We start from the raw sequence: 13,421 nt of genomic DNA on the forward strand, positions 1-13,421 counted from the left end.
TTCGGACTTTCTTTCTCGATTTATATTTATACATTCCGTATTAATATCTTTTTTCTGATCCGTTACATCTGCGGGTGCTCTTTATTTGCAAACTTCGTGTAATCCTGCATCCATACAAGATCAACGGAACCTGTCGCACCTTTTCTCTGTTTTGCGATGATGATCTCAGCGATACCTTTTTTCTCGGTATCCGGATTGTAATAATCATCACGATAGATGAACATAACAACATCGGCATCCTGCTCGATCGCACCGGATTCACGCAGATCGGCAAGCACCGGCTTATGATCCGGTCTGGAGTCAACTGCACGGTTCAACTGTGACAGGGTAATAACCGGAACATTCAGTTCTCTTGCAAGCACCTTTAATGCTCGCGATGTATCAGAAATAAACTGCTGTCTGGACTCTACATGCTTGTTCGTGCTCATCAACTGTAAATAGTCGATGATGATAAGCCCCAGGTCGTTGTTCTGTTTTAATTTTCTGCATTTGGAACGCAGGTCGGCTACCGTGATCGCAGAATTATCATCAACAAAGATCGGGGCATCAGCAATAACCTCTGTACTCTCCATGATCTTATCCCATTCATCATCTACAAGCTGTCCCGTCTGGATCTTCTGTGAATTAACAAGTGAATCCAGCGCGATCATACGTGTTACCAACTGTTCCTTCGACATTTCCAAACTGAATATTGCTACCGGAATACGCTTCTTTACAGCTACATGATGTGCAATATTTAAGACAAATGCAGTTTTACCCATAGCAGGACGAGCCGCTACCAGGATCAGTTCCGATCCATGCAGACCTGTCAGCATGTTATCCAGATCAATAAATCCGGTCGGCACACCGGTAACTCTGGTGTTCTGTCTGGATGCAGCCTCGATCTGATCGATAACATCTAATACGATTGAATCGATCGACGCAAAATCATTTGCACCGTTTCTCTGCTGTACGATCTTGTAGATCCCACTCTCTGCTGTCTCAAGCAGACCATCCACGTCATCCGTATCCAGATAACAGTCCTTTTCAACATCCTCACACATCTTGATCATACGGCGAAGCACCGCTTTATCTGCTACGATCTTCGCATAATACTTGGCATTTGCCGAGGTTGGCACTGCGGCTATGATATCTGCAATATAACTCATACCCGCCACGTCTTCCGGAATATTCTTCTCCCGGAGCCGGTTATTCAGCGTGATCAGATCAACCGCCATTCCTTCCTTGAACAGCTCGATCATGTTCTCATACAGAATTGCATTCTGTGCACTGTAAAAGTCTTCCTTCGTAAGTATATCCGATACGTCTACGATCGCATCACGATCCATGATCATAGAACCGATAACTGACTGTTCTGCATCCAGGTTATATGGTTGTTTCTTCCTGATAAATGCGTCTTCCATTAGTCAGCCTCTTCTACCTTTACTGTTAGCTCTGCCTGTACCTGTGGATGCAGCTTGATCTTAACAGTAAATGTTCCCATTGCTTTGATCGCATCCTTCAGCACGATTTTCTTTTTATCAATATCATAATGCAACTGGCTCTTGATCGCATCTGAGATCTCCTTGGAGGATACAGAACCAAATGCCCTTCCGCCTTCTCCTACCTTGATACCGACGGCTACAGATGCCTTTTCAAGCTCTGCTGCCAGCGCTTTTGCTGCTGCAAGATTCTCTGCTGCAACCTTTTCTTCATGCGCTTTCTTTAACTTATAATCATTCAGGTTCTTCGGTGTTGCCTCAAGTCCCAGCTTTCTCGGGATGATATAATTTCTGGCATGACCGTCACTGACATTTACCAGCTCTCCTTTTTTTCCGAGACTCTTTACATCTTCCAGTAAGATAACCTTCATATCAAATATCTCCTTCCTTGTACATCTCCTCAAGTAAATTGACAAGCTGTTCCTTTACTTCTTCCTTTGTTGTATTCGTAAACTGTGCGGCTGCAATATTCGCATGGCCACCGCCACCCATACGTTCCATGATGATCTGTACATTTACATCATCGATCGACCGGGCTGATATCTTAACATCATCTCCAAGCTGTGCAATGACAAAGGAGGCACGCACGCCTGCTATATTTAACATCTCGTTTGCCACCTTCGCTGTCAATACGATCGGTGACTCCGGACCTTCTTTCGGTTCAAATACAGATACCGCAAACATTCCGAGAACCATCTCGGCATTTCTGACACCATCTGCCTTCTGTCTGTAAGAATCAATATCACTCCGGAACATCTTACGAACACGCATAACATCCGCACCGCTTCTTCTTAAATATGCGGCCGCTTCAAAGGTACGCACGCCTGTCTTTGTCAGGAAATTATCCGTATCGATCAGGATCCCGGCATACATAGCATCCGCCTCGGACGGACGCAGCTTAATTTTTTCATCCATGTACTGCAACATCTCTGCGATCATTTCACATGCAGATGATGCAAATGGTTCTACATAAGAAAGGGTTGCATTGGCAATGACATCCTTGGTCTGTCTGTGATGGTCGAATACAACCACCGTCTTTGCATAGGAGATCAGCTCCTCACATTCCGTCAGACTTGGATTATTGACATCCACAACAACCAGCATGGTATCAGCATTGATCATCTCGATCGCCTGCTCATTGTTGATGATCATATCATCCCCATACATACTGTTGGCAGTAAAATTACCATAGATCGGACTGATGGCAGAGGACACTTCATTGATTACGATATGTGCCTCCTTATTCATGGAATTTACCATCCGGTATACGCCGATCGCCGATCCAAATGCATCCATATCCGGATTCTTATGCGCCATAATGATAACTTTTTCTTTTGTTTCCAGTAATTCCTTGAATGCCAGTGTCTTAACACGGGCTTTTACTCTGGTTGATTTCTCAGTGCCCTGACTACGTCCGCCGTAATAAGTGATCTTGTCATTCGACTTTAATACAACCTGATCACCACCTCGTCCAAGTGCAAGTTCCATTGCAGAACGGGCAGCTTCAAAATCTTCTATAAAGCTCTTATATTCCGTGCCCAGACTGATTGAAAGCGTCAATGGAAGATCATTTCCGATATTGATTGCTTTTACTTCATCCAGCAACGCAAACTTATTCTCCTGAAGCTGTGGAAGATATTTTTTCGGCATGACAAACATGTACTTGTCCTTCTCAAAGGAACGTACAATGGCATCTACGTTTGCCATATATTTATTGATCTTTCGATCGACGAGAGCAACCAGCAGAGAATGTCTTACCTCTTCCAGGTCATCAAATATCTCATCGTAATTATCAATGTAGATCAGACCGGTCACCAGCTTCTGCTCTTCATTCTCTTTTGCCAGTTTATTCCGTTCTGTCATATCAAACAGATACATAGCGGTGAAGTTTGTAACTCCTGTATGTTTTTTCCGTTTGATCGTTTTCTTCTCCTGTGGCTGGTCCTCTGTAACCGGCAGATTCTCCATTTCCTCCTCATGTTCTGAGGTCTCCTGTTCCTGGACACTGTCTACCGGTCCATCCGGATTTACCCGAATATTCTTAATCTCAACCCTGTACTCTTTTCCATCGTATTCAATATCCGCATGTACCGGCTCATCACACTCACCCGGTATCATCTCATGGGTCAGTCCCTCAAATACCTGCATCGCAGTCAGACGCATCAGCTTCCGCTTGCTGGTGTTCGTAATATGAGCAAATTCATCATTCGCCCATGCGATCCTGCCTGTCTTATCCAGTATCGCATATGGAATCGGGAACTCACGGATCAGATCTTTCTGAACCCGCCCATTTTCCATTGCACGATTTGCATATGCGGCTTCACTGGACACTCTGGAAGAAATATAAAGGACTATCACCACAACCGAGTACACTGCAGTAAATATGATCCCTACAATTCCTGCAACAACACTGACCGTCAGCATCCAGATATCACAAAGTACAAATAATGCGATCACATAAAGCGGCATCTGTAAATATATTTCATGTCTGGTGTCTGTATGTCTGTTATCATTCATGGAGATAATCCTTTCCGGGCATCCTGAAAAATGCCCTGTCTTTATTCATATTTGTATGTGAGTCTATGATCTATTTCTCATTGTCTTTCTTATACTGACTCATTCTGGTATCAATCTTGTTTGTAATTCCAAGACCAAATGCCTGCTCATTTTCCTTATACTGCAATAACGCACGGAACATGTATACATCCTCCGGTGTTGTTACCTTGATATTTCCTCTGTTGCCTTCTACGATATGTGCAACGATATTCTGGCTTCTGATGATTGTACATGCATCTACCATTCCTTCATAACCGGTTGGTGTAGCGCGGACAACATCATGTGCTGCAATGATATCCTTCAGATAGAAGGACTGTGGAGCCTGTGCAGAATAAGTATCCTTTCTTGGTGGTACGGAATCAATCTCGATACCATCCTCACTGATCATAATCGTTTCATAGCAGGCTGTTGATGTGATCGCATTTCCATATTTCTTAACGGTTGCAATATTGTTTGCAATAACATCATAAGATACATATGGACGAACGCCATCATGGATCAGCACGATAGAATCCTCCGGGCACTCTGACTCTGCCATCTTAAGTGCGTTGTAAATAGAATCCTGTGAAGTTGCTCCACCTGCTAATACATGCTTTACCTTTGTAAGGTGATATTCGTTTGCAAGATCCTCTACATAAGGAATGTAATCCTTCAGAACAGAAATATAGATCGCATCAATCTGATCATGGTACTGAAATAACTGTAATGTATGGATCAAAATTGGCTTTCCATTGATCTCAAGAAACTGTTTTGGGACACCTGCTCCCATTCTTACTCCGCTTCCACCTGCAAAAATAATTGCTATATTCATCTACTGTTTTCTCCTTTTTTCTCTAATTATTTTCATGAAACCGGACTGCCGTCTGGCAATCCCCTCACAGAATGTTCCTGTATATACTTATCCCATTCTGCATAGATATATTAATATTATAACGTATTCACAAAAAATTCAACTATAGGTTTTTCACAACCTCCAAAATCCGCTCCGTTGCCTGTCCATCACACATTTGCATATGGTATTTCAGGCATTCCCGGATCTCATCTGTCCGATCCTGTGTGAATTCCCGGTCTATCGCAGCCACCAGCTTCGTTCCATCGGATACGATCTGGCATGGGAAAGAATCATATGGAACATAGAATCCTCTGGCATGGTCAAAGGAATCAAAATCCGGTGCAAAGAATAAAAACGGCTTCTCATATACCATATAGTCAAATAATACCGACGAATAATCCGTGATCAGCAGATCTGCAACTGCAAATATTTTCTCGGATGGCAGATCGCAGTTCGACTTCATTCCCTTTTCTTCCAGATGCGGATGCAGCTTGATCACCCAGTAATACCGGTCTGAGGTTTCTTTCATGGCTCTCTGTATTTCTTCCATTCCACAGAGCGTCGGCATAGCTGCATTTCCACGAAATGTCGGAGCCCACAGGATGACTTTTTTCCCTTTTGCATCTGGATATTTCCGGTAAAATTCCTCACGGTTTGCCTGATTCCACGCTTCATCATAATAACAGTCTGAACGGCTGATCCCGGTTGCCTGTACAACACCCGGTGCAAGCCGCATCGTCTTTGTAAATACCGGCACACAGCATAGTGCACTGACGGTCAGCAAATCATAGTTTTTGTAAACCGAATCACCTTTATACATCTTCGGAATATCTTCCGTCGTGTCATATCCGCTTTTCTTAAGCAGTCCTCCGGAATGCCAGAGCTGCACAACCTTCGTCTCCGGACGTTTTGTGCAGGCAGAAACCGGAAGGAAATTATCACAGATAAACACATATTCGGCGGCCGCATACCGTTTCATAAACTGCTTCAACCATTTTAACAGACTGCCATATCCCATCTTTCCAAAATCAGTGACCCACGTTTCATTCTTATACTCTGGATCTCCCTGCAGTGTTTCATACATTTTTCTCATGGAAAAAGGTAGATCCTCATGATGTGCATCGGCAAAAATTACCAGTCCCTTTTCGACCGGCTTTCCGGCATACCGTTTGTAGAGCATCGGCAGATAGATCTGCTGCATCGCCATTTTCAACACCTGTTTTATATAAAATACTATCTTCATGTGCTTCAAAATAAACCTTTCGACTATTTTGAAAACCGGCGGCATCCGCGTTTTCATGCGTATGCCGCCGGCTTATCGTCATCTTCTATCTAACTTTATTAACCATTGATTCTGGAAAGAAGCTCTTTGCCAAGTTCTTCGTTTCCTGGTTTGCCAAGTAATGCGAACATGTTCTTCTTGTAGCTTTCTACACCTGGCTGGTTAAATGGATTTACACCAAGTGTGTATCCACTGATACCACATGCAAACTCAAATGTGTAGAACAGCTCACCTAATGTGAACTCATCGATCTTGTCGATGTTGATCTGGATGATTGGGATTCCACCATCAACATGTGCAAGAATTGTTCCGTTCATAGCACTCTTATTTGCAAAATCTACTGTCTTGCCTGCAAGGTAGTTCAGACCATCAAGATCACAATCCTCTTCTTCCATAACGATCTCACATGTTGGATGTAACACATTGATTACTGTCTCGAAATGGTTCTGTGAACCCTGCTGGATAAACTGTCCTAATGAATGAAGGTCTGTTGTAAAGTCAGTTGCTGTTGGGAATAATCCCTTACCATCTTTTCCTTCGCTCTCGCCGTATAACTGCTTCCACCATTCTGCTACGAAATGTAATGCCGGCTCAAAGTTGGCAAGGATCTCGATAGACTTGCCCTTTCTGTACAGAATATTACGAACTGCTGCATACTTCATAGCATCACTGTCGTCGAAGTTCTCTGCAAGACAATCCTTTCTTGCTGATGCAGCACCTTCCATGAGCTTATCAATATCTGCTCCGCTTACTGCGATTGGAAGAAGACCTACTGCTGTCAGAACTGAGAAACGTCCACCTACATCATCAGGTACTACGAATGTCTCATATCCTTCTTCTGTAGCAAGTGTCTTTAATGCTCCCTTTGCCTTATCTGTTGTAGCATAGATTCTCTTAGCTGCTTCTTCTTTGCCATATTTCTCAATTAATTTCTTCTTGAAGATTCTGGATGCAATACCAGGCTCTGTTGTTGTACCTGACTTGGAAATAATGTTGATAGAGAAATCTCTGTCTCCGATCACCTGTAACAGATGTGCCATATAGGTACTGCTGATATTACTTCCTGCATAATAGATCTCAGGGGTTTTACGGATCTCTTTATCTACTGAATTATAAAAGCTGTGTCTTAAAGCTTCGATCGCTGCTCTTGCACCAAGGTAAGAACCGCCGATACCGATAACTACCAGAACATCTGAATCTGACTGGATCTTAGCTGCCGCTTTCTTGATTCTGGCGAACTCTTCCTTATCATAGTCAACCGGAAGATCGATCCATCCAAGGAAATCGTTTCCTTCACCAGTCTTGTTTACAAGTGTTGATTTTGCTGCAACAACTTCTTCCTTAATAGCTGCGATGTCCTCAGCGGAAGCCATACCAGCAACATTCTTAAAATCGAAACTTACTGTCTTTGCCATTTTATTATCTCTCCTTGCTTATATGATTTTTCAAAGCTATGGATAATTGTAGCAAAAGGAACCCCCATAATCAACTATTTTTCGAACATTTCATCAAGTGATACAAATCTGTAACCAAGTTCTGTTAAATTTGACAACACCGTATCTAACGCCTGCGCATTTGACTCCGACACATTATGCATGAGCGGGATCGCTCCATTATGATAATATTTATCAAAATGCTCGATCACATAATCCTTCCCCGGCTGATTATTTACATCATAATCTAAATATGCCATGCTCCAGAAGATGGTCTTATACCCCATATCCTTTGCCAGTTGGAGTACCCTTTCACTGTACTCACCACTTGGCGGTCTGAAATACGGATCCATCCGGTAGCCCGTGGCCTCCTTCATATAATCGGCACAGGTCTGCAATTCTTCCTTCTGTTTCTCCACACTGATACCGGGCATGGAAGGATGGGTAACGGTATGGTTGCCAACCTGGTGGCCCTCCTCTTTCATTCTTTTTACCAGCTCCACATTATCCCTGATATACGTCTGTGTAACAAAAAAACAAGCTTTTGCATTATGCTTCTTTAACGTGTCCAGTATCTGTTCTGTATATCCGTTCTCATAACCGCAGTCAAAGGTCAGATACATAACTTTGTCATCTCCTGCATCCTGATCCACATAATATGCATCATACTGTTCGATCGAAAAACTGTGATCGCAGTCACTGATCCCATGATTTTTATCCCGTACAATGTACCATGAAAACTTCTTATTGCTGACCGCATCATAATCCCGAAGCAGCGTCATATCCTCCGTCGTCGCCTCTGTCTGGTCTTCTACACTTCCATTATCATTTCCTCCTTTTCGTCCATCCGTACTGTCATTTTGTCCACCGGAACCATCAGCTGCCTGATTTCCCTCTTTCTGCACCCGACAGTCTCCCGGTGTTGCTACATTTCCGTTTTTACCAGCTCTGCTCTTTGCCATTCCGGCACAGCCTGTCAGAAACAGACACATCATAATTCCCGAAACTACATACAGTTTTTTGACTGCAACCACTTCCAATTGTTATTTTGGATATAATATATGCTGTTTCTTCTGCTGTTTATACCTATACCTGTCAGGTTGTACTGATTCCCTGCAGCAGCTTGTCAAATAATGCATCACACGCCGCAATCTGTTCCTCCGTTACCTCCCGCTCTTCAGCCTTTGCGGTCTGTTTCAGAGACTGCTGCTCTTCAGCTGCCGGCTGCCGCCGGTTTTTCTCTGATCTGCGTTGCTCTGCCCGCATTGTTTTTTTCGATTTTGCCGTGATTCTTTCCCGTGCAGGATCAGACTCCTGCATGTTTTTCTTCTTGCTATCCGCTTCCCGTCCTTTTTTACGCTCTGCTTCTGTCTGTTTCTCGCTCCGTCTGTCCTTCTGCTCTCCCATCTGTGCCAGCGCCGCATCAATATCGATCACATTTGGCTCTATAATAGCCGCTGCTGTCTGTTTCAGACCACTCCGGCTTCTGTCTTCTGCTTCCTGTTTACTGCTCTCCATCTGTTTTTCCTGTTCCCGTTTCAGGCGGTTTGCCAGGCTGTTATCCATATAGTTGACAAGTTCTGCTGATAGCATTTCACATTTTCTCCGGGTATTGAATACATTGTAGACCATCTGCATAACCCCACATGCAACAATGCCCCACATGCCAATCTGTGTACTTGCAAATATAGAACTGCCTGTCCGATATTCCCACCAGGTTCCGATCATGCCTGTTCCGGCGGCAAGGATCATCATATTACTGCAGAAGCTGTTCCAGGAGCTGACGTAGCTCTTACCAAGCTTCAGTTTATATATGTATTTCTCGACAAACGATCTCGTATCCCGGATACCCACATCAAGATACGATAACTCCTCGTACCTTTTTCGTATCTCCACCAGTGCTTTCTTTTTTGTACTTTTCATACTTCCGACTTCTCTGACCAGCCCCTTTAAAAATCCATTCATTATCAGCTTTGCTGTAATTCCGCATATTCCCGTTGCCGCGATCACATACAAAAAAATACTCTGTTCCAAAATAGTTCCAAACATAACCATTTCCCCTTTTCAAATAATTTTTCATGTTTTCAGTTCCGATACCCCGCTCCGGATTCAGGGTGGTTCCATTATAGTTTTGAATTTTTTGATTTTTCAAGCCAAATCACACGACAAATGTTTACCTTTATTTTCATTTTTGGTATACTGGTTTCGATTTGAACCCATTTAAGAATGTATATAGTTATTTTGGACTATAATAGAAAAGAGGTAATTTAATATGGATTACAAAACAAAAGGAACCTGCTCTACTAATATTCATTTTGAAGTAGAAGATGGAAAAGTTAAAAATGTTTCTTTCACCGGTGGCTGCAATGGTAACCTGAAAGGTATCAGTGCCTTAGTCGAAGGTATGAAAGTAGAAGATGTCATTGATAAACTGGAAGGAACAACATGCAGCTTTAAGCCAACATCCTGTCCGGATCAGTTAGCAAAGGCGCTTAAGAATTATCTTCAGGGGGCATAAATATATGAAACGAATCATCCTTACCGGTGGCGGAACTGCCGGACATGTTACACCAAATATAGCGTTGATACCGGAATTACAGAAGCTTGGATATGATATCCATTATATTGGTTCTTATAACGGAATGGAACGTAAGCTGATCGAGGATCTGAACATTCCTTATCATGGAATCTCCTCCGGTAAGCTCAGACGTTATTTTGACCTTAAGAACTTCACGGATCCATTCCGCGTTATTAAGGGTATGGGAGAAGCCAAGAAGTTAATGAAGGAACTGAAGCCGGATGTCGTATTCTCAAAGGGTGGCTTTGTAACAGTTCCTGTCGTATTTGCAGCCAAATCCTGCAACATCCCTGTCATCATCCATGAATCTGATATGACACCGGGACTTGCAAATAAGCTGGAGCTTCCAAAGGCATCCCGTGTATGCTGTAACTTCCCGGAGACAAAGGATATGTTTCCGGAGGGCAAGGCAGTTGTGACCGGAACTCCGATCCGTAAAGAGCTTTTCAACGGAAATGCAGTTGATGCGATCAACTTCTGCGGATTTACAGACAACAAGCCTGTCATCCTGATCGTTGGCGGCAGCTCAGGAAGTGCCGTGATCAACAGAGCGATCCGCGAAAATATTGATAAACTGCTGGAGCGTTTCAACGTGATCCATCTCTGCGGTAAGGATAATCTGGATCACAGCTTAGATAACAAGCCGGGCTATGCTCAATATGAATATATAAAGAAGGAACTGAGCAGCATGCTCGCTCTTGCCGATCTCGTGATCTCCCGTGCCGGTGCAAATGCGATCTGTGAATTACTTGCCCTTCGCAAGCCGAATATCCTGATCCCGTTATCCGCTGCTGCAAGCCGTGGCGACCAGATCTTAAATGCGGAATCCTTCAAAAAGAGCGGCTACAGCTATGTGATAAAGGAAGAGGAATTATCCTCCGAAACATTATTCGCTGCGATCGATGATGTATACAACAACAAACAGACTTACATCGAAACAATGGAGAAGAGTAATCTTACAGATTCCACTTCAATTATAGTCGGCATGATTGAGGAGCTGGTAAATAACAAATAAGCACAGCAGCAGTCAAATACAGACTGTTCGCTGCACCAGTTGGCTTGCAGTTACCAAATGCCGGCATAACGCATATAAAAAACAGGCACATATCAAAATGATATATGCCTGTTTTTTATATGGTATGTATTAAATTACTTCGCTGCATTTGCAATCTTTTCATACGCGGCTGTCTTCGCCTGATCTGTAGAAAGAATATCTCCCTTGATCTCCATTACGATATCAACCTGAGAATTATTTCGAACTGTAAATGTTACCTTCATCGGCTGTTCTGTATACATCTGATCCATACCTGCTGTTGTCAGATCCATTGTTGCCTTTGAACCATAGAATGTAACCATCCAGTCACCATTTGCCTCTTCTTCATAGTACCATGCACAGCTCTTACAAAGTCCTTCAAGTCCTGCACCGAATGTCTTCTCAGTTCCCGGAATCTTGGTTTTCTTGATCTTATCAACCTGAGTCTTAGCTGTTTCATTTGTACGGTACTGAATATTTCCCTTTACATACATCTGAGATGTTTCCGGAAGAATACAGTAAATTCCAAAACATAATGCTCCAACAATGATAATTGCTACTAATATCTTCAAAAAAGTTTTCATATTAACACTCCCATTTCCTTTACACTATTAAATCTAAAATAGCTCTTTTTCCAACTGAAAGATAAATTCTTCAAGAAGCTGCATACGCTTATTGTATTCCACTCTTCCTGCATCGGTTTTACAACGTCTGATCTTCGGTTTATTAATCCTGTAAAAGTTTTTAATTCTGTAATATGCTCTCTTATAGCTGGCGTCATCCTCCAGCGCTGTAGCCATTGAATCCCAAAGTACACTGACAGCTCCAACCTCATCCAGAAGATCAGCATCCATAACGATACGGCATTCCAATGACAGGTCTGCATCTGTATCCTTTTCTTCATGGATCATAATGATCTCTCCGATCTTGGCAATCTTCTCCGGATCAACTCCTATGCTGTCAAGATATTCTACTGCAATCTCTGCTCCAACCTCTCCGTGAGGTCTGTTCTCATCCCATCCAATATCATGCAAAAGTGCCGCAAGTACAATAATATCCAAATCACCGCCTAATTTAGACTGTAATTTGATCGCCCATCTGTACACGCGCATTGTATGCTCGAATCTACTTCTAAACTCATAATTTGGCGGTCTGCCATTCTCCGCGGTCTGCGTTTTGACAAACTCAATTACATCAGCGTAGTTCATCTCTGTTCGCCCCTTGATATCTACCTTTTTTGTATCTTTCGTACTGTCAGAATATCTGAAGTCCTACTAAATATCATTTCTCCAGAACTTTCCCATAAAAAAAGAAAGTATCATTATCTATGATAGCATCTTTTATATAGATTTGCTATATTTTTTTGAAAATTTTATAAATATTTTTATCAAAAAAATCCATGCAGTTTTCTCTCGAAATGCCGCCATAAGCGTTACCTTAGCAGTTAGCTCAGCCCAGGCACCCTCGCGGCACACAGGAGATTCTCCTTAGTGCTGCTTCGTCTCCGACCTGACACGGTTCGAAGAGTCCTGTTGCGCAAGACCCAGACATCAACGCCACTTACTAAGGGCAGCCCTACAGTGGACATCCCTCAAGAAAACTATCACCCCTGCTATAGCGGATTGCAGGTTCAGGGCACCGCTACTTCCCCGGTTGCATGGAAACTTTATAACATATTAAATTGTACGCCATATTTTGACGCATACTTGATTATAAATGACGATCGCACATACGTCAACCTGTTTATTTTTTTGAAATAACACCTTTCCGCAGGTCTGCAAAAAAGTTCTTCATCAGGCTGCTGCACTCCTCCTGCCGGATACCATATACGGTTTCTACCTGATGGTTAAATGCAGGCATATCAAACATATTCAGGATTGAACCGGCACAGCCGGCTTTCTTATTCATACAGCCGATCACAACCTTCTGGATCCTTGCCTGTACAATAGCTCCGGCACACATCTGGCACGGTTCTAATGTTACATACATCGTGCAATCCTCTAACCTCCAGTCACCGAGTTTCTTTGATGCCTGCTCGATCGCAAGCAGCTCTGCATGTGCCAGTGTTGTCTTCTTCAGATTTCTCTTGTTATATCCCCGTGCGATCACCTTATCATCCTTTACGATCACACAGCCAATCGGAACATCCCCCTGCACATAGGCTTTCTGCGCCAGCTTAATCGCCTTTGCCATATATGCTTCATACATTTTCCTGTCTTCATCGGA

The 13,421-nt window shown here is 43.0% G+C and carries 13 protein-coding genes and 1 other RNA gene; 2 read left to right on the forward strand and 12 right to left on the reverse strand.

All coding sequences use genetic code 11. From position 1 onward, the window contains the following. Positions 1-62: 62 nt before the first annotated feature. From dnaB to WKT03_RS00385, 8 genes are all read right to left on the reverse strand, one after another. Positions 63-1,403 carry a replicative DNA helicase gene (gene dnaB, locus WKT03_RS00350; RefSeq protein ID WP_021944647.1) on the reverse strand — a complete coding sequence of 447 codons (1,341 nt, stop codon included), beginning with the start codon at positions 1,401-1,403 and terminating at the stop codon, positions 63-65. Next, positions 1,403-1,852: a 50S ribosomal protein L9 gene (gene rplI, locus WKT03_RS00355; RefSeq protein WP_021944646.1), complete on the reverse strand. Its 450-nt coding sequence runs from the start codon at positions 1,850-1,852 to the stop codon at positions 1,403-1,405. Before rplI ends, dnaB begins: the two co-directional genes overlap by 1 nt. Position 1,853: 1 nt before the next feature. Further along, the gene (locus WKT03_RS00360; protein WP_021944645.1) at positions 1,854-3,998 is read right to left on the reverse strand and encodes a DHH family phosphoesterase; all 2,145 of its coding nucleotides are present in this window, start codon (positions 3,996-3,998) and stop codon (positions 1,854-1,856) included. Between the two features lie 70 nt (positions 3,999-4,068). Beyond that, on the reverse strand, positions 4,069-4,848 hold the full coding sequence (locus WKT03_RS00365) for an IspD/TarI family cytidylyltransferase (RefSeq protein WP_021944644.1): 780 nt from the start codon (positions 4,846-4,848) through the stop codon (positions 4,069-4,071). 142 nt (positions 4,849-4,990) lie between these two features. Next, a complete protein-coding gene (locus WKT03_RS00370) occupies positions 4,991-6,076 on the reverse strand; it encodes a CDP-glycerol glycerophosphotransferase family protein (RefSeq protein ID WP_340390756.1) in 1,086 nt (361 codons plus the stop codon). 134 nt (positions 6,077-6,210) lie between these two features. After that, on the reverse strand, positions 6,211-7,566 hold the full coding sequence (locus WKT03_RS00375; RefSeq protein ID WP_008402430.1) for a glucose-6-phosphate isomerase: 1,356 nt from the start codon (positions 7,564-7,566) through the stop codon (positions 6,211-6,213). 74 nt (positions 7,567-7,640) lie between these two features. Then, a complete protein-coding gene (locus WKT03_RS00380) occupies positions 7,641-8,546 on the reverse strand; it encodes a polysaccharide deacetylase family protein (RefSeq protein WP_243100452.1) in 906 nt (301 codons plus the stop codon). A 133-nt stretch (positions 8,547-8,679) separates the two neighbouring features. Further along, positions 8,680-9,633: a hypothetical protein gene (locus WKT03_RS00385; protein WP_340390757.1), complete on the reverse strand. Its 954-nt coding sequence runs from the start codon at positions 9,631-9,633 to the stop codon at positions 8,680-8,682. Between the two features lie 223 nt (positions 9,634-9,856). Between WKT03_RS00385 and WKT03_RS00390 the strand changes: the two genes are divergently transcribed. Both WKT03_RS00390 and WKT03_RS00395 read left to right on the forward strand, forming a co-directional pair. Beyond that, positions 9,857-10,102, forward strand: coding sequence for a TIGR03905 family TSCPD domain-containing protein (locus WKT03_RS00390; protein WP_008402427.1), 246 nt, complete (start codon positions 9,857-9,859; stop codon positions 10,100-10,102). 4 nt (positions 10,103-10,106) lie between these two features. Continuing rightward, complete coding sequence (locus WKT03_RS00395; RefSeq protein ID WP_021944640.1) at positions 10,107-11,177, forward strand: undecaprenyldiphospho-muramoylpentapeptide beta-N-acetylglucosaminyltransferase; 1,071 nt, start codon at positions 10,107-10,109, stop codon at positions 11,175-11,177. Positions 11,178-11,311: 134 nt separating this feature from the next. Here WKT03_RS00395 and WKT03_RS00400 read toward each other — a convergent pair whose 3' ends face one another. The 4 genes from WKT03_RS00400 to tadA form a co-directional block, all read right to left on the reverse strand. Beyond that, positions 11,312-11,779: a hypothetical protein gene (locus WKT03_RS00400; RefSeq protein WP_021944639.1), complete on the reverse strand. Its 468-nt coding sequence runs from the start codon at positions 11,777-11,779 to the stop codon at positions 11,312-11,314. A 33-nt stretch (positions 11,780-11,812) separates the two neighbouring features. Beyond that, positions 11,813-12,403: an HD domain-containing protein gene (locus WKT03_RS00405; RefSeq protein ID WP_021944638.1), complete on the reverse strand. Its 591-nt coding sequence runs from the start codon at positions 12,401-12,403 to the stop codon at positions 11,813-11,815. A 189-nt stretch (positions 12,404-12,592) separates the two neighbouring features. Then, positions 12,593-12,856: signal recognition particle sRNA large type (gene ffs / locus WKT03_RS00410), an RNA gene on the reverse strand. Between the two features lie 82 nt (positions 12,857-12,938). Then, positions 12,939-13,403, reverse strand: coding sequence for a tRNA adenosine(34) deaminase TadA (gene tadA / locus WKT03_RS00415; RefSeq protein ID WP_117784725.1), 465 nt, complete (start codon positions 13,401-13,403; stop codon positions 12,939-12,941). Positions 13,404-13,421: the final 18 nt, after the last annotated feature.

The organism is Coprococcus sp. HCN-4056, from assembly GCF_037892645.1.
In the GTDB taxonomy this organism is placed as follows: Bacteria; Bacillota; Clostridia; order Lachnospirales; family Lachnospiraceae; genus Coprococcus; species Coprococcus ammoniilyticus.